Annotated in this window: 25 protein-coding genes and 1 other RNA gene; 6 read left to right on the forward strand and 20 right to left on the reverse strand. The window is 38.0% G+C overall.

Annotation, left to right across the window (positions count from 1 at the left end):
• Nucleotides 1-36: 36 nt before the first annotated feature.
• The 3 genes from MRY82_06010 to erpA form a co-directional block, all read right to left on the reverse strand.
• Entirely contained in the window at nucleotides 37-768 is a 732-nt protein-coding gene (locus MRY82_06010; protein ID MCI5072479.1) for a TerC family protein, read from the reverse strand.
• 127 nt (nucleotides 769-895) lie between these two features.
• Nucleotides 896-1,201: a Grx4 family monothiol glutaredoxin gene (gene grxD / locus MRY82_06015; GenBank protein ID MCI5072480.1), complete on the reverse strand. Its 306-nt coding sequence runs from the start codon at nucleotides 1,199-1,201 to the stop codon at nucleotides 896-898.
• Nucleotides 1,202-1,393: 192 nt separating this feature from the next.
• Nucleotides 1,394-1,717 (reverse strand): iron-sulfur cluster insertion protein ErpA, encoded by a 324-nt coding sequence (erpA, locus tag MRY82_06020; protein ID MCI5072481.1) that lies wholly within the window; start codon nucleotides 1,715-1,717, stop codon nucleotides 1,394-1,396.
• A gap of 141 nt (nucleotides 1,718-1,858) precedes the next feature.
• On the opposite strand from erpA, the gene MRY82_06025 reads away from it, so the two are divergent.
• The gene (locus MRY82_06025) at nucleotides 1,859-3,007 is read left to right on the forward strand and encodes a P-loop NTPase (protein ID MCI5072482.1); all 1,149 of its coding nucleotides are present in this window, start codon (nucleotides 1,859-1,861) and stop codon (nucleotides 3,005-3,007) included.
• Nucleotides 3,008-3,095: 88 nt separating this feature from the next.
• On the opposite strand, the gene MRY82_06030 is transcribed toward MRY82_06025, so the two are convergent.
• From MRY82_06030 to MRY82_06040, 3 genes are all read right to left on the reverse strand, one after another.
• Nucleotides 3,096-3,431 carry a hypothetical protein gene (locus MRY82_06030; GenBank protein ID MCI5072483.1) on the reverse strand — a complete coding sequence of 112 codons (336 nt, stop codon included), beginning with the start codon at nucleotides 3,429-3,431 and terminating at the stop codon, nucleotides 3,096-3,098.
• A gap of 13 nt (nucleotides 3,432-3,444) precedes the next feature.
• Nucleotides 3,445-3,924 (reverse strand): hypothetical protein, encoded by a 480-nt coding sequence (locus MRY82_06035; GenBank protein MCI5072484.1) that lies wholly within the window; start codon nucleotides 3,922-3,924, stop codon nucleotides 3,445-3,447.
• 73 nt (nucleotides 3,925-3,997) lie between these two features.
• The gene (locus MRY82_06040; protein ID MCI5072485.1) at nucleotides 3,998-4,612 is read right to left on the reverse strand and encodes a response regulator; all 615 of its coding nucleotides are present in this window, start codon (nucleotides 4,610-4,612) and stop codon (nucleotides 3,998-4,000) included.
• A gap of 33 nt (nucleotides 4,613-4,645) precedes the next feature.
• On the opposite strand from MRY82_06040, the gene MRY82_06045 reads away from it, so the two are divergent.
• Nucleotides 4,646-6,502, forward strand: coding sequence for a PAS domain S-box protein (locus tag MRY82_06045; protein MCI5072486.1), 1,857 nt, complete (start codon nucleotides 4,646-4,648; stop codon nucleotides 6,500-6,502).
• A 12-nt stretch (nucleotides 6,503-6,514) separates the two neighbouring features.
• Here MRY82_06045 and MRY82_06050 read toward each other — a convergent pair whose 3' ends face one another.
• The 4 genes from MRY82_06050 to MRY82_06065 form a co-directional block, all read right to left on the reverse strand.
• Nucleotides 6,515-6,769: a hypothetical protein gene (locus MRY82_06050; protein MCI5072487.1), complete on the reverse strand. Its 255-nt coding sequence runs from the start codon at nucleotides 6,767-6,769 to the stop codon at nucleotides 6,515-6,517.
• 88 nt (nucleotides 6,770-6,857) lie between these two features.
• Complete coding sequence (locus tag MRY82_06055; GenBank protein MCI5072488.1) at nucleotides 6,858-7,781, reverse strand: mechanosensitive ion channel family protein; 924 nt, start codon at nucleotides 7,779-7,781, stop codon at nucleotides 6,858-6,860.
• 74 nt (nucleotides 7,782-7,855) lie between these two features.
• Nucleotides 7,856-8,068 carry a hypothetical protein gene (locus MRY82_06060; protein MCI5072489.1) on the reverse strand — a complete coding sequence of 71 codons (213 nt, stop codon included), beginning with the start codon at nucleotides 8,066-8,068 and terminating at the stop codon, nucleotides 7,856-7,858.
• Nucleotides 8,069-8,085: 17 nt separating this feature from the next.
• Entirely contained in the window at nucleotides 8,086-8,247 is a 162-nt protein-coding gene (locus MRY82_06065) for a DUF1328 domain-containing protein (protein ID MCI5072490.1), read from the reverse strand.
• A 169-nt stretch (nucleotides 8,248-8,416) separates the two neighbouring features.
• On the opposite strand from MRY82_06065, the gene MRY82_06070 reads away from it, so the two are divergent.
• Together MRY82_06070 and MRY82_06075 are read left to right on the forward strand one after the other, a co-directional pair.
• Nucleotides 8,417-8,848 (forward strand): PA2169 family four-helix-bundle protein, encoded by a 432-nt coding sequence (locus MRY82_06070; protein MCI5072491.1) that lies wholly within the window; start codon nucleotides 8,417-8,419, stop codon nucleotides 8,846-8,848.
• Between the two features lie 101 nt (nucleotides 8,849-8,949).
• The gene (locus MRY82_06075) at nucleotides 8,950-10,521 is read left to right on the forward strand and encodes a carbon-nitrogen hydrolase (GenBank protein MCI5072492.1); all 1,572 of its coding nucleotides are present in this window, start codon (nucleotides 8,950-8,952) and stop codon (nucleotides 10,519-10,521) included.
• Here MRY82_06075 and MRY82_06080 read toward each other — a convergent pair.
• Complete coding sequence (locus MRY82_06080) at nucleotides 10,518-11,153, reverse strand: thiopurine S-methyltransferase (protein ID MCI5072493.1); 636 nt, start codon at nucleotides 11,151-11,153, stop codon at nucleotides 10,518-10,520. The genes MRY82_06075 and MRY82_06080 overlap by 4 nt on opposite strands.
• Before the next feature lie 108 nt (nucleotides 11,154-11,261).
• Between MRY82_06080 and MRY82_06085 the strand changes: the two genes are divergently transcribed.
• Nucleotides 11,262-11,540 (forward strand): BolA/IbaG family iron-sulfur metabolism protein, encoded by a 279-nt coding sequence (locus MRY82_06085; GenBank protein ID MCI5072494.1) that lies wholly within the window; start codon nucleotides 11,262-11,264, stop codon nucleotides 11,538-11,540.
• 3 nt (nucleotides 11,541-11,543) lie between these two features.
• Entirely contained in the window at nucleotides 11,544-12,563 is a 1,020-nt protein-coding gene (locus MRY82_06090) for an alpha/beta hydrolase-fold protein (GenBank protein ID MCI5072495.1), read from the forward strand.
• Nucleotides 12,564-12,836: 273 nt separating this feature from the next.
• Here the strand turns inward: MRY82_06090 and MRY82_06095 are convergent, their stop codons facing one another.
• From MRY82_06095 to panB, 9 genes are all read right to left on the reverse strand, one after another.
• Complete coding sequence (locus MRY82_06095; GenBank protein MCI5072496.1) at nucleotides 12,837-13,532, reverse strand: hypothetical protein; 696 nt, start codon at nucleotides 13,530-13,532, stop codon at nucleotides 12,837-12,839.
• Between the two features lie 108 nt (nucleotides 13,533-13,640).
• The gene (locus tag MRY82_06100) at nucleotides 13,641-13,949 is read right to left on the reverse strand and encodes a hypothetical protein (GenBank protein ID MCI5072497.1); all 309 of its coding nucleotides are present in this window, start codon (nucleotides 13,947-13,949) and stop codon (nucleotides 13,641-13,643) included.
• A gap of 143 nt (nucleotides 13,950-14,092) precedes the next feature.
• Nucleotides 14,093-14,767 carry a Bax inhibitor-1 family protein gene (locus tag MRY82_06105; protein MCI5072498.1) on the reverse strand — a complete coding sequence of 225 codons (675 nt, stop codon included), beginning with the start codon at nucleotides 14,765-14,767 and terminating at the stop codon, nucleotides 14,093-14,095.
• Between the two features lie 304 nt (nucleotides 14,768-15,071).
• Nucleotides 15,072-15,260: non-coding RNA, 6S RNA (gene ssrS / locus MRY82_06110), on the reverse strand.
• Between the two features lie 67 nt (nucleotides 15,261-15,327).
• Nucleotides 15,328-16,152, reverse strand: a complete 825-nt coding sequence (locus MRY82_06115; protein ID MCI5072499.1) for a hypothetical protein — start codon at nucleotides 16,150-16,152, stop codon at nucleotides 15,328-15,330.
• Between the two features lie 25 nt (nucleotides 16,153-16,177).
• Nucleotides 16,178-17,023 (reverse strand): pantoate--beta-alanine ligase, encoded by an 846-nt coding sequence (panC, locus tag MRY82_06120; GenBank protein MCI5072500.1) that lies wholly within the window; start codon nucleotides 17,021-17,023, stop codon nucleotides 16,178-16,180.
• The gene (gene coaBC, locus MRY82_06125) at nucleotides 17,020-18,222 is read right to left on the reverse strand and encodes a bifunctional phosphopantothenoylcysteine decarboxylase/phosphopantothenate--cysteine ligase CoaBC (protein MCI5072501.1); all 1,203 of its coding nucleotides are present in this window, start codon (nucleotides 18,220-18,222) and stop codon (nucleotides 17,020-17,022) included. The genes panC and coaBC overlap by 4 nt, the downstream gene beginning before the upstream one ends.
• Before the next feature lie 25 nt (nucleotides 18,223-18,247).
• Entirely contained in the window at nucleotides 18,248-19,012 is a 765-nt protein-coding gene (locus MRY82_06130; protein MCI5072502.1) for a type III pantothenate kinase, read from the reverse strand.
• Between the two features lie 12 nt (nucleotides 19,013-19,024).
• Nucleotides 19,025-19,798, reverse strand: a complete 774-nt coding sequence (gene panB / locus MRY82_06135; GenBank protein ID MCI5072503.1) for a 3-methyl-2-oxobutanoate hydroxymethyltransferase — start codon at nucleotides 19,796-19,798, stop codon at nucleotides 19,025-19,027.
• Between the last annotated feature and the right edge of the window lie 2 nt (nucleotides 19,799-19,800).

Genomic DNA, 19,800 nt, shown 5'->3' on the forward strand with positions numbered 1-19,800 from the left:
TCGTCGTTTTTAATTTGCTCATCCCCGTGTCTTCTTCTAACTCAATCTTATGTTTTCTCTCTCACCTTGCACTATTAATCGTTTGCTTCTGATTCTTAAATTGATCACTTCTACAGTGAGAGAGAAGGCCATGGCAAAATAAATGTAGCCTTTGTTAAAGTGTTGTCCCATACCCTCTACCATCAGCATCACACCAATTAAGATCAAAAAACTTAAACTTAAGATTTTTAAACTAGGATAACGTTCAATCAATCTGGAAATATAGCCAGAAAAAGCAATCATTACCCCCAAAGCAATGACCACAGCTGTAATCATAATCCAAACTTCTTTGACCATACCCACAGCGGTAATCACCGAATCCAGAGAAAAAACAATATCCAGCAATAAAATCTGACCAATAATCCAAGAAAAACTCTGCTTGATTTCTTTTTGAGTGACCGATTCATCAGTAGGTTCCATTTTTTCAACAATTTCATGCGTGGCTTTGGCCATTAAAAACAAACCGCCCAAGAGCAGAATTAAATCACGTCCAGATACCGCATGACCTAATACTTCAAACAAAGGCGCTGTTAAGCCCATGACCCAGGAAATGGCAAACAACAAAGCAATACGCGCAAACATAGCCAAGGCTAAACCAATGGTTCTGGCTTTAGCCTGCTGTTCTTTAGGCAGGTGGCCAACAAGGATAGCAATAAAAATAACATTGTCTATCCCAAGAACAATTTCCATAAACAACAAAGCACCCAAGCTGATCAATGTTTCGAGCATGCATGCAAATGTAATGGATTTTTAAAACTTAAGCAACACACTCTGCTTTTTTTCGCAAGAGAGTCCTGTGCATATCTCATAGCAACCAAAAGGTAGGCCGTACCTTTTGGTGTTTGAGAATAGGTTTTTAAGCCAACTTCTCTTGCAACTCACCTTTGCTGAACATATCGCGCACGATATCGCAACCGCCAACAAATTCACCTTTGATATAAAGTTGAGGAATGGTTGGCCAGTTGGAATACTCTTTAATCCCCTGTCTCACTTGTGGATCAGACAAAACATCAATGCTTTGATATTCCACGCCGGTAGCGTTCAAACATTCAACCGTGGCGGCAGAAAACCCACATTGGGGCATATCTGGTGTGCCTTTCATAAACAACACCACAGGATGCTTTTTCACAAACTCTTCTATTTTTTGATGTACTTCATTCATGTCCTTCTCCTTCGTTTATACTTAACGATTCTCAATAACTTTGAGAAAAATATTATTTCTCCAAAAAACGCTTTTAGAAATGGAAAGTTTTGTACAGATCGCGGCGCGCAGGAGCGAAAAAGCGCAGCGTATTATAATACGTGAGCATTTTGAGCGACTAAGCAACAAAGAGCTGTGCAAAAATCTCCATTTCTACCCCATGCTGAATGATGATCCACAGCCACAGGTTGTTTTAGCATTGGGATTACGCACAACAAAACCTGCATTCATTAAGCCTTCATTGTAATCAATGACCGAGGTTGCTATATAGGGCGCGCTGATGGGATCAATGAGAACGGTTAAACCGGAAAACTCTAAGATCAAATCATCCTCAGCGGCTTCATCCACACTGAAACCGTACTGAAAGCCAGAACATCCACCGCCTTCAACATAAATGCGTAAACCCTTTTTTTGTTGCTCCTGCGCAAGGTAACTTTTACCTTTTGCTATTGCTGTATCTGTTAATTGAATTTCCATGTTTCATTATCCTCTTAAACTTATGCATTCATATCAGTTTTATATGAATTGGCAAGCAAGTAATAGCACCTATATGGTACTATTGTAGCATAAAAAACTTGATTACTATACAGGCCATGAAATTTTGTATATGGCTTAGCTATGGAAGAACTACCAAGCGTCAGTGCCGGTGGTGGCCGTAAACAAGCCACGCCACAAGGGCACACCTCACAAAGTAATTTATCTGATGTTAAACACATTGTTGCTGTATCCAGCGGGAAAGGTGGCGTAGGTAAATCTACGGTTACCGTTAATCTTGCCATGGCGCTCAGTCGCATGGGGCATTCGGTAGGCTTAATGGATGCCGATGTTTATGGCCCCTCTATTGCTAAAATGCTCAATGGCTACATGGAACCTACACAAGAAGGTTCAAAAATAAAGCCTTTGGAGCGCTACGGCTTAAAATTTATGTCCATGGCTGTATTAACTCATGAAGATAGCCCCGTAATATGGCGCGGCCCTATGGCCTCTAAACTGATTCAAACCTTTTTAACACAGGTAGATTGGGGTGAACTGGACTATTTACTGATTGATCTTCCGCCAGGAACCGGTGATGTTCAACTGACACTGACACAGATGGCTCCCTTAACCGGTGCTGTTGTTGTGACCACTCCTCAAGATGTGGCCATCAATGTAACCATGCGGGGAATTAAAATGTTTGATGAAGTCCAGGTCCCCATCATTGGTATTGTTGAAAACATGAGTGGTTTTGTCTGCAATCACTGTGGTGAAGAAACGGCTATTTTTAAAAAGGGTGGCGGTCAAGCCACTGCAAAGCGCTTGGGATACCCTTTTTTAGGAGGTGTTCCATTAGATCCTAAACTGGCTCTATCCGCTGATGTTGGATCTCCTTTAACTGAAGATGATGCCGGCTCCAGTAAAGTGGCGCACGCTTTTAAAACCATTGCCCAAAATGTTGATGCAACCGTAGAAAAACTGGCCAAAGCTGAAGCAGAAAACAGCATCAGTGCCACACAAATTGATAGCAAAGACAAACGAGTCCATATTACTTGGAGTGATGGTGTAGAATCGCTTTTGGATTCCAAAGAGCTACGTTACATGTGTTCCTGTGCTGCCTGCGTTGATGAAAACACCGGTAAACGCATAATTAAAATGGAAGACATTAAAGATGATATATATCCCATGGGGTTCAGACCCATAGGCAAATATGGCGTACAAATCTCATGGAGTGACGGCCATAACACTGGCATATACACGTATGATAAGTTGCGCCACTTTAGTAAAGACTAATCAACTTAACAATTATGTTTTTAATAAAAAGGGCTACAAATAAACTTTGTAGCCCTTTTTTGATGATTGATTGAATGTTGCTGTTAAATTAAAGTCTTTGTTTACCGCGTTTATTAATCAACATCCCCATAATAAATGCTGTTGCAGAAGCAACGCCAACGGCCTTCCATGGGTTTTCTTTGGTTTTTTGATCAACCTCATTCTTTAAGTCTGTAACTTTTTTATTGATATGATTCACCGTTTGTACCATATCATCCTGCAATTGCGCAGCTTTGTGTTGCACTTTGGGTTTAATTTCATCAACAACACTTTTTATTTCTTTGTACTCTTGAGAAATCATTTTTTGAATCTCATCTTTTTTATCTTCTTTGGCATCATTTAAAATATCCAATGCTTTTCGAATTGATGTAACTTTATTTGCCATTGTATTCTCCTTTTCAATTGTTTAATTCATAACTTATAGCTTTTTCTTCATAGTCACCACTAACCTTGGTTAGGGTTTTATTGAGTTGATCAATACTCAATAGATGACAGATGTAGGCACACAGATTGTCAATTTCGTTTAAATCAGCATGGATTGACAGCGTCCAATTGCTGGGCGCATCAACATCGTCCAGCTTTATACCTTCGTCAACCACCAATAGCGTGTAGACCCCTAGTCGCTTAAGTTGAGTAATATACTGTTTAATCGTTTCATAGGATTCAATAGTTTGATCTATAAAGAAGACCTCCACTGCATATTGGCGAGCTTTTGTTTGTTCACGTGACTTCAGTGTGGAACTTAGGTCATCCAATTTTTTTTTAGCAATGGTCAACTGATAGGCACTGAATACATCTATCCACGACCTCACATCTTGACGATTGCGCCAAAACACAATTTCATATACATTATTGTTTTTATCTGAGGTGCTACTCATAAACACCTAAATTATAAGACCTTTGAATGCAATCAACTACTAACCAAAGATAGCAAACTGCGTATTTGATGTACTATGTTGGGAAAATATAGTTAAACAACTCTCCGCGGCTACCAACATTACTTTTTTCAAAAATCTGATTGGTATAAAACTTAACCGTAGATACCGTTGTCTCCATAACTTCTGCTATTTCCTTATTGGACAAGCCTTTTAAAATCAGCCTTGCAAACTCTCTTTCTTTTTGAGTGAGTCCAGAACGATCAAAACAACGTTCTCTACGCCCAATCAAACCTTTAGGGTTTTCCCATAAATCCTCTAAAACTTTTTTGAGCACCTCAACTTCAAAGGGCTTTTCAAGGATATGATCTGCCCCCAAATTCAAACCCTGTTTGGCAATATTTAAGTCCAGGGCTGAGGTAATGATGACTACAGGCAGGCCCTTATTACTGGCATATTCAACAACCTTTAATCCGTTGGGCTCTTCTGAATTAAGATACATGTCAGACACAACAGCATGGCTATCACCTTCATCAATATGCTCCATCGCTTCTTCATAAGAGCTGCATAAAATATGATTGATGTTTTTTTTACTTAAATCTTTACCCAACTTAAGCGCCAACAGCTCATCATCTTCCACCACAATAACTCGACCCAAATAAGGTTTTTGATATGATTTTGATCTAGACATAGCTATGTTATATAGTATTAAAACAAAAAAAACATGAAAAAAACACCCAGTTCTTCTGAACAAAACAATACTTTATGGTTAAAATCCTTTTTATCTTATTCCAAAGATGCTTTTATCGTATGCGATACAAAACTTAACATTTTATACGCTAATCCAAAAAGCTCTTCCTTCGTCAACAAAAAGCCCTCTGAACTTATAGGCTCCAATATAAGCGATTGTGGCATCTTTGGATCTTTGGTATCCGCTGATTTAAAAGCAGCCATCAAAAAAAATAAAGCTCAAAGCTACCAATACAATTATACCCACAAAAAAATTGAATACATTGAAGTTTCTTACACGCCTATCCCTTGCGATTCCTCAATACAAATAACACTGATTATAAGGGATCTCACCAAAAAAAAACGTGCCTTAGAAGAGCTAGAACTTGCAAAAAAGCGCTTAGAATTGCAATCAAAAGCCTTACAACATTATAATCTTGTCAGCGAGTCTGATTTATTTGGTAACATTATTTATGCCAGTGAAAGCTTTTTAAAGCTTTCTGGCTATACTATTGAAGATATTCTTAATAAAAACTACCGAGAGTTCAATTCTCAGCATCATGATTCTAAATTTTTTGAAAAACTTTGGAAAACAATCATTGAGGGTAAAGTTTGGTCTGGCTTAATAAAAAACAAATTTAAGGATAAAGTTGTATGGCTCGAAACCATCATATCTCCTGTTTATGACAAAAAGGGAAACATAAGCAAATTTTTATGCATGCAGCGAGATGTTAGCAAAAAACAATTTAGATTTGAAGAAGGCCAAGACTTTCTTCTCCGCTTTCGAGAGGCTTTCATGCAAAGCCCTATTATTTTCATCTCATTAGACTTGGCTGGAAACATTATTTTTACCAATAATTTTTTTTCAAGCTTGGTTGAATATGAACAAAACTATCTAAAAGGTAAAAACTTTATTCATACCTTTATCGATCCAGAAGAAAAAAATAAAATACAAAGAAAAATTTTAACTCTTATTTCTAAAAAATCTAAAGCCGGCTCTTTTAAGACCAAACTACTCACATCTAAAAATATAAGTCATACCATACAATGGAAAGCTTCTTCTACCGTTGACGAATCTAACGCAGTCAACGGCATTACTTTAATCGGTGAAAATGTAACAGAAAAAAACATGCAAAAAAACAAGCTATCGTCTTTAGAAAAAAACTTAGCCCAACAACAAAAAAAGACTTTTAGCTTTATCACACATCAGCTCAAAGGGGGCTTAAACAGTATAGATGCTGGCCTTGAACTTTTATCCGACTATGATGCTATTAAAAACAGTAAAGAAATTTTTAATCTTACACGTAAGGTTAAAAACAGAGTAAAAAAACTTAAAACTTTAAATCATACATTCTTAGAAACCTTAACAAACACTCACAACAATATTTCTATTCATAAACAGCGTTTCAACATTTACCCCATCATCAAAGAAGCCTTAGAAGAAAACATCCAAAAATCCAAAACCCAAGCCTCTTTTGAGATTAATTTTAATCCAAGTGACCATTCTATTGATGCGGATCCATTTATTTTTAAAGAAATTCTTAACAATTTAATCAACAATTCCCTTAAATATGCAAAGAATAAACAAGCCAATTTAAGTGTCAGCGCTCATCCCCAAAAACATTTTTTTATTCTGTGTCTATCGGATGACGGCATGGGCATGACCCAAGAACAAGCAAACCAAGCCTTTGTCATGTTTGAAAGAGGTGATTCAAAGAAAAAGGGACACGGTATTGGCTTACAATTTTGTCAAGACATGATGAAAAAACATCGGGGTAAAATATGGCTAGAAACAGAACTTAAGGTTGGGACTCGGGTTTTTTTGTGTTTCCCTCATAAAAATCAATCGTGATTACAAGCCGTTTCATTTGCTAGCTGTTTTATCTAACCAAGATTGAATATCCTTTAATTCACCAACAAAGACTTCTTCTGGTAGAGGAAATATTTTTGTTAGTCTTGGAGTAACATTTGGGTAATAACTAAGATTATCTTTATCGCTATCCAGCAAATCAATAAAAGAACATTCCATATCATAGTCCTTTTTATTGATAATATTCTCTAGCTCACTACAAAACTTATCTGATGTGGGTGAACCTTTGCTAAAAATCAGTTGATACATTGACTTACTCATCTAAGTTTCATGTATTATGTTTTCTTGGCTATAGCAAATTAAAAAACATCCTTATTGAGCATGCTCTTAACATGTACTATTTTTTCAATTCAGATACCTTAGTTTGAATACCTTGAGGAAAGTCCAAAGTTCTGATGGGAAAAGGTATCACTATCCCTTTGTCATCAAAGGCTTTTTTAATATTTTTTACCATTTGATGCTTGGCCAATAAATAATTGGCTTTGTATGGATATTTAATCCATACCCTGGCACTAAAGTTAATAGAGCTATCAGCAAAGGCATCATAATAAAATTCTATGTCTTTAGATTCATCTCTATCTTTTATACTTTGTAAAGCATGGCGTACTGTATCTTCTACCAAGTCCAGATCTGAATCATAAGCAACGCCACAGAGCAAATCCACTCTTCTGTTAGACGTTTTGGTATAGTTCCACAGTGGGTTGGTGAACATAATTCTATTGGGAATTACAACATGTTGGCCATCAAAAGTGGTCAGTATGGTTGAACGCAAATTAATGGCTTCAACTTTACCTAAAATATCTTCAACCTTTACTATATCGTTATAGGTATAAGGCTTTCTAAATGCAATCAGAACACCCGATATAAAATTTGCACTCGTTTCTTGAAAAGCAAAACCTAAAGCAATACCAATGACACCAGCACCGGCCAAAAGCGAGGTCACAGCTTTATCCAAATTAAGTATACTTAGAGCAACAAACAAACCAAGGATCAGTATCAACATATGCAATGTCGTTTGCAGCAAGTTGTTGATGGCCAAGTTACTGGAAATTTTACTGAATATCTTTGGAGATATTTTTCTCAGTCCCAGTGCAAGCAGGTAAAAAAAACAAAAAACTAAACCCGCAAGCAATATATTTGGAATCAATTCAATAAAGCTCTTTAGCCAAAGACTGAGCTTGTCTTTCAAAATTTTTAGAACATTTTGAATTTGCAATAAGTTTTCCAGGCTGTATTGTTTTTCCATATAACCATCATTCATTTCATATATTTTGTAAGGCTTATAAAGTGCGCAAGAGATATGCATCTCTTGCGCTTAAATTTATATATTAATTTTTAGTTTGTTGCATCATCTATTTCATCTTTGACTTCATTGGCTGCATCACTCATCTCATCACTAACTTCTTCACCAGCTTCTTCCAAGTTATCTTTTGTATTTTCTACAGCGTCTCCAACTTTATCTCCCATACTTTCATTTTTTGACGGGCACGCCGTTAAAAACATAACCATAACCAAACACATCAATGACAATAATTTTTTACTATACATACTAACCCTCCTATTTTTTATTTTTTAACCAAGTTCATTATGGTTGATACTGCAAAAGCCACCAAAAACACAAAGAAAATGATCTTTGCTATTCCAGCAGATGCTCCAGCAATACCGCCAAAACCGAACACTGCAGCTATCAGTGCAATAATTAAAAATGTTACAACCCAATTCAACATGGTTATCTCCTTTTCGTTTTGTTTACTTGAATACAATCTACACTTTTATAAAAAACGTAAACCTAACTTTGGTTAAAAAACTCTGTCTAAAGTTAGTTTCATTTTATATAAAAAAAAGTATGTTCACCATTGAAGTAATTGAAATGAAAATGAAAGGAAGCACCTTAAAATGAATGACAAAATAATTGATAATTTAAATGAAATTTTACGGGGTGAACGCTCTGCACTTGAAACTTACGTACAAGTTTTATCGAATACAGAAACCTCACCTAAAACCAACCATCTATTACAGTCAAAAGCTGAACACATCGAAGCAGTACAAAATCTCAAGCAAGAGATCAGTTCTTTAGGTGGCCAGCCTTCCGAAGACAGTGGAGCTTGGGGGGATTGGGCCAAAACCATTACTGGTACAGCCCATATTTTTGGTGATAAAACTGCCCTCAAAGCTTTAAAAGAAGGTGAAGAACATGGTCTAAAACTTTATCAAGAGCTTAAAAAAGACCACCCTGAGCATCAGGTTACTGAATCTATAGCTAATAAGTTTATACCCCGTCAAAAAGCACATATTGATAGAATTGATAGCTGCTTAGAAGATTTATAGATTCACAGTCTGCTGAATCATGCAAGTTATTGCATTAAGGGAGGTTAACCTGGCTTAACCTCCCTTTTTATTTTTAATTTCTTAGAGTAAATGCATAAATAATGTTAAAAAAACCCATGGCCAAAACCCGAGACTTGATTGAAATCAAAAACCCAACGCTGTCTGATATACCTGGAATTTACAAACTTTTAAATGAAGTTTATCCTGATGAAGAAGAGCCCTATTCTAAAGATGCCTTGCGCAGCCAAATTAAAGCATTTCCAGAAGGTTGCTTTGTTGTCTATCTTAACAAAAGTATTGTTGCTTACTCTGCAAGCCTAAGAATTGATCAACGCACAGCATTGTCCAAACACACTTGGGATGAAATAACCACTAACGGCTATGCTTCTAGACACAGTTCATCGGGCGAGTATTTGTATGGCTATGAAACCTGTGTGCACCCTAGTATTCGCGGCAAACGTATAGGCCAAAGAATATACAATGCTCGAAAAAAACTGGTCAGCTATTTAAAACTCAAAGGCATTATTTTTGGTGGTAGAGTTCCTAACTACTACAAACATTTTAAAAAAACACCTTCCGTTAAAGACTATATTCAAAAAGTAAAAGATAAGCACATCAAAGATCCAACCTTGGGCTTTCATTTAAGAAGAGGCTTTGAAGTTGTTGGTATTTTAAAAAATTACCTGCCCGATGACAAAGAAAGTTTAGGGTATGCCGTACATTTAAAGTGGGAAAACCCAGAATATAGCGCTATACATCCGTCTGCACCACAAGAAACGCTTAAGCAAAATTCTGTTCGTATTGTAAGTGTTCAATACCAACAAAGACCTGTTAAAAGTTTTAAAGAGTTTTCACAAATTGTAGAGTATTATGTTGATGTTGCCGGTGATTATCGTGCGGACTTTTTATTGTTTCCAGAATTGTTTACCATGCAACTTCTGTCAATAGATAATGAAGAAGTTAGCCCAGATGTGGCCATCAGAACCATGACCAAATACACGCAAGACATAAAAAACATGTTTTGTGATTTAGCCATCAAATACAATGTCAATATCATTGCTGGATCGCACCCAACCCAAGTTGGCAACAATATCAGAAACGTTTCGTACATTTGTTTAAGAGACGGTCAACTGCATGAGCAAGCCAAGATCCATCCCACGCCCGATGAAAAATACTGGTGGAAAATAGAAGGTGGGGATACCGTCAGAGCCATTGACACTGACTGTGGTCCTATTGGGGTTTTGATTTGTTATGACAGTGAGTTTCCTGAACTGGCCAGACATTTGGCCAATCAAGGGATTCGGTTTTTATTTGTTCCATTTTTGACAGATAATAGGCAAGCCTATTGTAGAGTAAAGTACTGCTGCCAAGCTCGGGCCATAGAAAATCAAATTTATGTGGCTATGGCGGGCAATGTGGGAAATCTTCCAAGAGTGCAAAATGTTGATATCCAGTATGCGCAAAGTTGTATTTTAACACCCTGTGATTTTCCTTTTGCCCGAGATGGGATTGCAGCCGATGCAACACCCAACGTTGAAACCGTTTCCATTGCTGACTTACGCGTTGACACTTTACTTGAAGCACGTGAAAACGGTGCTGTACAGAACTTAAAAGATCGCAGGCATGACTTATACTCTGTTGTATGGAAAAAAAAACCCGTTAAAAATCTTTAACTTTTGTAAAAAGAATAAACACAGGTATCCGGTGCATCTTGTTTTTCAATGCGTTTGATTTGCATTTCACTCCAAAAGCTCTGATAAAGATGTCTCACTTCTTTTTCCATAACAGAAAAAGGTGGACCAGACTCATCACCGATTGACTTTTCTATACAAATGCACAGCATGTGTTTTGCTTGTGGAATTAATTTTTTAAGATGGCTTGCATAAGCTTTTCTTAAGCTTTCATCCAAGGCAATCAAAGCGGCTCGATCATAAACCCAGTTGACTTTGGTTAATAAGTCTTCTTGATTCACATCAAAAAAACTTTTTTCTAGAATCTGTATATCCTCAGCACGATAACATTGACCTTGCTTAACCAAGTCTATCTCGTACTCTAAATTGTTTTCTGTAAAAAAAGATTGAATGGCTTGTTGAGAAATTTCAATACCGGTTACCTTAAACCCTTGTTTTTTTAACCAAAGCATATCCATACTCTTGCCACACAAAGGAACTAAAACATGCTCCCCCAGTTGTTGCTGGTGTTGCTTAACATAGTCCTGCAAATGTTGATTGATGTTTTGCTGGTGAAATCCAATATTGTTTTCAGCCCAGCGCTGATGCCATGGCTTTAAGTTTTGTTTAACCATATTAATACGCTACTTACTTTTTAATTGGCAAGCAAGTTTCATTTTCCCCAGCCCATATTTTGTAAAATACCATTGGCCATCTTTTGTGATTCACGTATATTGTAAGCCATGCTTGAAGAGCTCGATAAAATTTTACAAGAACACTTTAATATTCATCATATAACCTTGGAAGACCAAGGCTATTTTCACCGCGGTCATCATCCAGATCGAAAAGGTGGGCATTATGCTATCACACTGGTATCGGATGACTTTACTGAGCTCAATACCATAAAACGTCATCAAAAAGTCTATCAAGCCTTGGGCATGCCCAACAATGAGGACATTCATGCCTTAAGTTTAAACACCTTGACCATTGACGAATGGCAGAAAAAAAACACAGCAGGTTAAGGCATGTCAACTCCCCACATTGAACAAGCTATTTTTGATAGCAAAGTCTTAAAACAAAGTTTATTCAAAGATCCAACCCAAAGACCAATCAGTGTCTACTTACCGCCAAACTACAATGAAGCCGCAAAAAAAGCCTACCCCTGTTTTTATATCTTGGCTCCATGGAGCAGTACCGGCTCTTTATTACTTCATCCTAAAAATGTTTTTACGCCTTCTTTACCCCAGTTGCTTGATCAAGCCATATTAGACAAAAGTATTAAACCTTGCATTGTTGTGTTTCCTAACTGTGAAAGTAAGTTGGGTCACAGTCAATACATCAATTCCCCTGCCTGTGGTCCCTACATGGACTATTTATGTGAGGAAATTGTTCCCTACATAGATCAACATTACCCTACTCTTAAAAATCCCCAGCAGCGTAGCATTATGGGCTTTTCAAGCGGTGGTTTTGGTGCACTGGTTACCGGCATGTTAAGACCGGATGTTTTTTTAAATATTGCCAGCTCAGCTGCAGACAGTTTTTATGAACATTTGTACTTAAGTATGATTCCAAAAGCACAGGCCGTTTTGGAAAAACATGGCAGCATTGATGCCTTCATCAAGTATTACCTCAGTAATCCTAATCCCATGAGCTTGCTTTCTAGAAACGAAGGAGAAACACTTTTGCTTCTCAATATATGTGCCTGTTTCATCCCCAATAAAAACAATCCCCCACTGTACGGTGATTTATTTTTTGATGTTCATAGCGGCGCAATCATAGAAGAAGCGTGGCAAAAACTTTTGGCTTGGGACCCCATAAGAATGATTGATCAGTATCAAGATAATATCAAGCAATGGCAGCATGTAGTTTTAGACGCTGGCAAACAAGATGAATACGCTTTGCACTTGGGACACAGACAAATGGCCAATAAACTCAAAGCCTTAAACATATCCATGACTCATCAGGAATATCCAGGTCGCCACAGTGGGCATACTTACAGGTATATTGAGCGGATTAAAGCTTTGCAGCGTGTTTTGAATGTTTAGCTTAGTGGAATATCCTGTTCATCAACTGGAAAACCATTAAACTACTCAAAGCGAATAAGCATTTACTTGTGCAAGGCTTCGCTATCAACCTCAAGCTCAGGATTTTCTGATAAAATTTGCCTTCTGATTTGATTCATAAGGTAATGAACAACCTGTTTGTATCAATTAAATGACTGTTGCTCTCTTAAGTTCCAATAACCGACATAACAAATTTCGCAAACATTTTTAAAAATGATCTCTGCTTTAAACTTTATTGTAAAAATGCTCTGCAGTTTAACTTAAAAATTCATCAACATCGTCAACTGTAAAACCTTCAAACATTTCATATAATTTATCTTCTATTTGTTGAGGAGTCCAATCTGGATGTTCTGTTTTTAATTCTTGCCTTACCAAGTTTTTTAAAAACTCAATAAGTTCAACATAGCTTTTAAAATCTTGTCCAAGAACATTGCTATAAAATCCAACAGTACAAATTTCAAGTGAATCTTGGTACAGTCTTTCATACAATCTTTGTTGCACACCCGAAATCTCTCCCATTTCTTCAAACAAGGCAAAACTAGAGCCCTCAAGATTAAATTGAACTTTATCGCTTTCACCACCTTTTTTTAGGATAATTTCAAGCTTACACATGCTTGTCATATTCTGGTACTCATCAACAACGGTAGTATGATCTCCCGAAATTTTGTATGGTATTGAGACATTATCATTCGACTCTGTCTCAAAAACAATATGTTTGCTATCACCTTTTTTAAGATCTCTGTGCGCATGGACATCTACAAGTATCACTAAGTTTTTTGAATTCGGGTGGACATGAAATATATTTCCCATTTTAGGCATTAAACTATCATGAAGCGCATACCCATCTAGATCGTCAACACATGGATCAAGATGAATAGAAATTCCTCCCAATGGTTTGGAAAACAAAGTGCTTGCACTTAATAAAACAAAACAGATAACTTTTAATTTCACAAATCCCCCTAGATTTAAATTTATATACGATGTGTCAAATCATACTAAAAAAATATCTTCAAGGAATTTACAATTAATAATTTTAATGAGTTTATTTATTTCAATGAACTAATCTACTATTTGCTTGACGTCATACTGTGCTTCAGTGGTGCAGGCCATGACTTCTGTCATGCCCGAAGCTATAAATGCACAGGCGTTGTCAATGGCTGTGACCGAACACTCTTTAATGGCAGGACCCGTGGCTTCCTTGCACTGCTGTCTACCTTTATAGGTCACACAAACCTTGCATTTAATCGTTTGCGTGGTCACTACATTGTAGGTCATAAAGCCGACTGGCAACATGACGGCCAGCAGCAACAAAGCAGCTTGCAACCAACGGTTGCGTTTTCTTAATCTCTGCTGTTTCTCTTCATACATTCAAAAAACCCCAAACTTATAAAAATAGAAAGTTTTGTGCAGATCTAGGCGCGATTGAGCGAAAAAGCCCAGCGTGTGCATCATACCTGAGCATTTTGAGCGATTGAGCAACGACGAGCTGTGCAAAAACCTCCATTTTTTGATTAATCGCGTGACATGAATAGTCGTAATACATACCAAAACATTAAGGCGACAGAAGCAAACAGCTGCAAAGATGCCGATACATACTTATCCTGGGGATAGTGGTGTAAAACATTGGATGTATCATACAGTATGGCTCCGCCCGCCAATAAAATCATAGCCACAGAAAACCAATGCCCTAAACTAAAACCAAAAATACCACCAGCGACAATGGCCAACAAAGCAACCACACCGGCCCACATCAAGGCTGTTCTTAAAAAGCTAAAGTCTTTTTTGGTGATAAACACAATGGCGGTTAAGGCTAAAAAAGCAATAATGGTTACATAAGCTGCACTCTCTATGCTTTGTGCGTGACCAGAGTAATAGGCAATGGCCAACATGGGCAATAAAATCAAGGCTTCTGCAAACACGTAGGCCGATAATGCCAAGTACTGGACCAACTTATTTTCTGCAGTATGGGCTGCTCGTGTTGCCAACCATGCCACCAACATAAATGCCCCCAATATCCACAGCCAATTCACTCTTTGTACCAAGGCCAAGGCTGTGCGATCAAAGCCTGAACTAAAAAATAAGTATTCCAAGCCAACCAGGCCTAAAATAGCAAAAAATAAATGACTGTAGGTTTTTCTTAGAAAAGCTTCTCTGCCAGTTATGGCAACGGTCTGTGTAATATTCATGATCCTAACAATATAAACAGAATCTAGTTCTGTCTACCTTTAATTATTAAATTAAAATGCGTTGTAGTTTTAATGGAGGCCAGGTTTTATAATGCAGTCGGCCGCAGGAGAAAAGAAAACAGCTCTGCATAAAATACTCTGGTTCGTAACTCAGAAGGATATTTAAAAAACCATGTTTTTGTTTTCTTGGGGGAAGCGTTTTTAGTGACTGTTAAAACTTGTGCTACAGTCACTTATGCAATGCTACTAAAAAAAGTAAAACCCCATGGTTCTCAATATCTTGAAGCACATGGGGTTTTTAAGTGTAGCCGCCAAACTCACGGTGTGAATGCGGTATTTTTATCTTCCTGCTAACAGGTGGGTTTCGTATACTTGCTTCTGGTTACTTGATCACGTCAAGTCTTACGCTCCACAAATAGGAACAAATCCCGATAAAAAAAAGTTAATGAGACAAAAATACGTTAGTGATTCATCACCCATGTTTCAGCCGCACTACATCTTATATATTAGTCCATTTATACTATTAGTCAATAGGATTTTATGCTTTTGCTGCAAGGCGTTTAAATTGAAAAGGTGTACGGCGTGGGCATAAAACATAAAATAAAAATCAATACACACAAAAACACTTTGGTGATTTCTATCTCGGTAACTTTAGGCACACTTTTTTCATTGTTGTGATGATAACTAAACAATAAAAACATAGACATGATCATATGCCAAACATAGTGATGCGTAAAACCCAAAACAAACAGAGCAAAACAACAAACACCTGACAACCAAACATAACGTTCTTTTAAAATCTGCCTGGCCATAAAACCACCATTGAGTTGACCAATAGGCAAAAGACTCAAGGCACAGGTAAAAGAGCCCGCTAAGCCGGCCAAGTACATAGGATCATAATTAAGTATAACATCACTTTGTGGCTCTAGTTGAAATAGGTAGTGCAAAAAAGTACTGATCAAGTTTTGTCCCCAGCTAAACTGATAGCCATGCTCAACCATGGCCGATACATTAGATGACTTTAGACCCAAAACCATCAAAAATAGACTTGCAAAAAAAGCATAAAAAATGCCCTGACTGTGAACATGAATATCTATTTTTGGATTATCAACAATTGATTTGATGGTTCTAAATGTACCCAAACTTCCAAAAGGATAAGGAAAAGGCAAAACATAGGCTGGATAATAGACTTGGCCCTTTTTTTTCAAGGCCATATAATAGCCTAATTCCTTGCAGGCAAAGATCGCCATTAAATAAAGAGCAAACTTAAAACCAATCCCATTGACCATCAATAAAAAACTCAAGCCAAACAAAAAAACACTCAAAAATGTTTGTAATAAATTTTGCAAGGTCTGATCATTGCTCATTTTTTGAACTTTTTCCATGCTTCTCTATTTATATTGCCTTGACTCAAAGATCAATGATTAGGTTATCAATTAAGCGTGTAGAACCGACAAAAGCTGCCAAGGCTACCACAAATTTTTTCTCTATTTTTTCTGGGGGCAAAAAATCATCCCAATGCAAAATTTTTAAATACTGTAACTTGATTTCTGGATAGGCTTGTAAATAATTTTCCGCTTGCCCAAGTAAGGTTTGAACTACCCGTTCACCAGACTGGCTTGTTTCTTTAATCAGGCATAAAGCTTGGTACAAATGCCTGGCAATTTCTCTTTGCTGATCTGATAAGTATTGATTGCGTGAACTCATGGCCAGACCGTTTTTCTCGCGTATGGTTGGACAGGCCACCATTTCTACCGGCAAATGAAAAGCTTTGATCATTTCTTCAATAACTTTGACTTGCTCAACATCCTTTAAGCCCATAAACAGTTGGTCACAGGGGATCAAATGCAACAATTTCATTACCACTGTACAAATACCGTCAAAATAACCTTTGCGATACGCACCACACAAATGCGATGAAAAAAAACTTTCCATAATTTTAAATGAAAAATTTTTGGGGTACATCATTTCTACACTGGGGACAAAAACCAAGTCCACCCCCGCCTGCTCACACATGGCTAAATCTTTTTCTAAAGGCCGTGGGTATTGCTTTAAATCTTCATTGGGACCAAACTGCATAGGGTTCACAAAAACACTCACTGCCGTCTGTTGACATCTTTCTTTACTGGCTTCAACCAGAGAAAGATGCCCAGCATGCAGCGCTCCCATGGTGGGCACAAAACCCAAACTTTGCTTGTTGTTTTTTATCTCTTCAATCGCATTTTGAAGATCTGAAAAACTTTTAATAACATTCATGATGAACTCTCATTCAACAACCAATGCCAAAGATGCTGAGCTATTTCTAACTTGGAGATAGAGGTGTAATTTTGATACGACTTGGCTTCATTTTTTGCCATGAAGTGAACTGTGCTGCATCCAGAACCAAAACCTTTTTCATCTTTATAAACTTCATTGGCAACAATGGCATCAGCGTTTTTTTTGTTCATTTTATTCAAGGCATTGTCCATGATGTTTTGTGTTTCGGCTGCAAACGCAATCAAGTTTTGTCCTGGTTTTTTATGCTCCCCCATATAAAGGGCAATATCCTGCGTGGACTTTAAGTGAAGACTTAGGTCTTGATCATATTTTTTTATTTTTTCTTTTTCCTGATGTACTGGAACATAGTCTGAAACAGCCGCTGTGGCAAAAAAATAATCATAATCCATATGCTGCTGACTTGCCACAAACATATCTTGCGCAGTGGTAACGTTAATGATGTTGGCTACAAAATCAGCTTCAATCGCTACAGGTCCAGAAATAAGACTGACTTCTGCTCCACGCAAACTTGCCTCTTTAGCAATAGCATACCCCATGGTTCCTGTTGATGGTGAGCTGATAAACCGGACGGGATCAAGATACTCGCGCGTGGGACCAGCCGTAACAACAACCTTTTTACCCTTTAAACTGCTTTGCTTCTGAGCATAGCTTTCTAAGCATTGAATAATACTTTCCTCATTAGCCAACTTTCCAAGCCCTTCATCTTTACAAGCCAATTCACCTGACTGTGGATCAATGAATACAATGCCCTGCTGCTTTAAGTGAGTAATATTTTCTAGTGTTTGCGGGTTATGCCACATTCTTGTATTCATTGCCGGAGCAATAAATTTAGGTTTGTCAAAGGCCAAAAAAACCGCTGACAACAAGTCATCTGCTCTTCCCCATCTAAACTTAGCAATTGAGTCGGCTGTTGCTGGAGCCACCAGCATATAGTCATGCTGCTTAACCAATTCTATATGAGCAATACCTTTATCTGCACCTTCTAGCATATCACTGTAAACGGTTCTTTGTGATAAGGCTTCAAAAGTCAACTCGCCAACAAAGGCCTTAGCTGCAGGCGTCATTAAAACCGTGACCTGTGCGCCTTTTTTTTGCAAGCCTCTTAAAATTTCGCAGGCCTTGTAAGCCGCAATGCCGCCAGTAACCGCCAGTAAAATATTTTTATTTTCTATAATCATTTTATTTCATATCTTTAGATCTTTTTTACCTTTGCTTAGCAAATTGTTTTTGCCCTAAACTTAAAAGGCCATGCAGTGCCAGGTGTTCGTGGGGGATGAAATGTTTGGGTAAGTATTGATTGATGCTATCTAGAGCGCCGCCGGTTGCAACAACTTGGGCATTGTTCCATTTTCTTTCTGTACAAATTTTTTGTACCAAAGCTTCTACCATACTTGCATGCCCCATACACACACCATTGGATAATGCCGTTTGCGTGTTAAACCCAATCACGCTTTCACTCTTACTGTAATGAATTGAACTTAGGGCAGCCGCTTTTTCAAACAAGGCTTCAGCTGAAATACCAAAGCCAGGGCAAATCAATCCCCCAATAAACTCTTTGTTTTCATTGACCACACTCAAGGTGGTGGCCGTTCCAAAATCAACCACAATCAGGGGTGCGTGATAATGCTGCAAGGCTGCTTCTAAATCTGCCAAGCGATCTGCGCCTATGGTATGTGGCGATTCAACATTGACTTTAAAAGAGGTCTCAATGCCAGAGTGCAAAACAAATACAGCTTCACTTATTTTTTTTAATTCCGCCGTCACCTTAGGAACAACAGAACATAAAACCACCGGCGTTGTCTCTGTCAAGGCTGGCAATGCTTTTTCTTTGAACACCTGATTAATAAACACCACATACTCATCCTTAAGTCTGTGCGCTTGTGTTGCTATTTTCCAACTGTGGACAATTTTTCCACGCTCGGCCCATGCCAGGGCTGTTTTGGTGTTTCCTACATCAATCAAGAGCACGACAGCTCCTTTCTAATTCTCATTAATCCACGTTTTGTATTGTGCAACAGCACTCTGCATCACTTCTTGAAGATTCGCGGTCACTTTGACAAAACTGGGAACATAGCCCGTGTTTAATCCCATCATATCGTGCGTTACCAAGACCTGACCGTCACATACTTTGCCAGAGCCAATGCCAATGGTGGGAATGCTTAATTCTTGGCTGATGGCTTGGGCAACAGTTTCTTCAACACATTCTAAAACAATTGAAAAAACGCCCGCCTCTTGCAAGGCTTTAGCATCTTGCATAAGCTTTTGTTTGGCTGTATCGGTTTTACCTTGTTTTTTATAACCACTTTGTTGATGAACAGACTGTGGGCGTAAACCAATATGACCCATCACAGGGATACCCGCTGCTACAATCTTTTTTATGGTGTTGGCCAATTCTTCTCCACCTTCAAGCTTAACTGCTTGCGCTCTACCTTTGGCCATAAGCTTGATGGCATTGGCCACTGCTTTTTCAGGACTTACTTGATACGAGCCAAAAGGCATATCGCAGACCAACAAAGCTTTTTCCGTAGCTCTGGCTACAGCACTGCAGTGATGAATCATTTCCTGCATGCTCACACTGAGCGTATCTGAATAGCCCAAAACCACATTGCCCAAAGAGTCTCCCACCAACAGCATATCAACCCCTGCTGCATCTAAAATCTTTGCGGTTGGATAATCATAGGCGGTCAACATGCAGATTTTTTCGCCCTCATTTTTTTTGTTCTGTATATCACTGATGCGTATGGGTTTGTTCATGC

Source organism: bacterium (assembly GCA_022763185.1).
GTDB lineage: Bacteria > Bdellovibrionota_G > JALEGL01 > JALEGL01 > JALEGL01 > JALEGL01.

Bases quoted from the DNA above. Each gene is read 5' to 3' on its own strand.
- grxD (MCI5072480.1), bottom strand. From the start codon at position 1,201: ATGAATGAAGTACATCAAAAAATAGAAGAGTTTGTGAAAAAGCATCCT.
- MRY82_06055 (MCI5072488.1), bottom strand. From the start codon at position 7,781: ATGAATGATGGTTATATGGAAAAACAATACAGCCTGGAAAACTTATTG.
- MRY82_06065 (MCI5072490.1), bottom strand. From the start codon at position 8,247: ATGTTGAATTGGGTTGTAACATTTTTAATTATTGCACTGATAGCTGCA.
- MRY82_06045 (MCI5072486.1), top strand. From the start codon at position 4,646: ATGAAAAAAACACCCAGTTCTTCTGAACAAAACAATACTTTATGGTTA.
- MRY82_06035 (MCI5072484.1), bottom strand. From the start codon at position 3,924: ATGAGTAGCACCTCAGATAAAAACAATAATGTATATGAAATTGTGTTT.
- panC (MCI5072500.1), bottom strand. From the start codon at position 17,023: ATGAATGTTATTAAAAGTTTTTCAGATCTTCAAAATGCGATTGAAGAG.
- erpA (MCI5072481.1), bottom strand. From the start codon at position 1,717: ATGGAAATTCAATTAACAGATACAGCAATAGCAAAAGGTAAAAGTTAC.
- MRY82_06100 (MCI5072497.1), bottom strand. From the start codon at position 13,949: ATGTATGAAGAGAAACAGCAGAGATTAAGAAAACGCAACCGTTGGTTG.
- MRY82_06060 (MCI5072489.1), bottom strand. From the start codon at position 8,068: ATGTATAGTAAAAAATTATTGTCATTGATGTGTTTGGTTATGGTTATG.
- MRY82_06040 (MCI5072485.1), bottom strand. From the start codon at position 4,612: ATGTCTAGATCAAAATCATATCAAAAACCTTATTTGGGTCGAGTTATT.
- MRY82_06010 (MCI5072479.1), bottom strand. From the start codon at position 768: ATGCTCGAAACATTGATCAGCTTGGGTGCTTTGTTGTTTATGGAAATT.
- MRY82_06070 (MCI5072491.1), top strand. From the start codon at position 8,417: ATGAATGACAAAATAATTGATAATTTAAATGAAATTTTACGGGGTGAA.
- MRY82_06085 (MCI5072494.1), top strand. From the start codon at position 11,262: ATGCTTGAAGAGCTCGATAAAATTTTACAAGAACACTTTAATATTCAT.
- MRY82_06115 (MCI5072499.1), bottom strand. From the start codon at position 16,152: ATGGAAAAAGTTCAAAAAATGAGCAATGATCAGACCTTGCAAAATTTA.
- MRY82_06075 (MCI5072492.1), top strand. From the start codon at position 8,950: ATGTTAAAAAAACCCATGGCCAAAACCCGAGACTTGATTGAAATCAAA.
- panB (MCI5072503.1), bottom strand. From the start codon at position 19,798: ATGAACAAACCCATACGCATCAGTGATATACAGAACAAAAAAAATGAG.
- MRY82_06030 (MCI5072483.1), bottom strand. From the start codon at position 3,431: ATGGCAAATAAAGTTACATCAATTCGAAAAGCATTGGATATTTTAAAT.
- MRY82_06090 (MCI5072495.1), top strand. From the start codon at position 11,544: ATGTCAACTCCCCACATTGAACAAGCTATTTTTGATAGCAAAGTCTTA.
- MRY82_06080 (MCI5072493.1), bottom strand. From the start codon at position 11,153: ATGGTTAAACAAAACTTAAAGCCATGGCATCAGCGCTGGGCTGAAAAC.
- MRY82_06025 (MCI5072482.1), top strand. From the start codon at position 1,859: ATGGAAGAACTACCAAGCGTCAGTGCCGGTGGTGGCCGTAAACAAGCC.
- coaBC (MCI5072501.1), bottom strand. From the start codon at position 18,222: ATGATTATAGAAAATAAAAATATTTTACTGGCGGTTACTGGCGGCATT.
- MRY82_06050 (MCI5072487.1), bottom strand. From the start codon at position 6,769: ATGTATCAACTGATTTTTAGCAAAGGTTCACCCACATCAGATAAGTTT.
- MRY82_06105 (MCI5072498.1), bottom strand. From the start codon at position 14,767: ATGAATATTACACAGACCGTTGCCATAACTGGCAGAGAAGCTTTTCTA.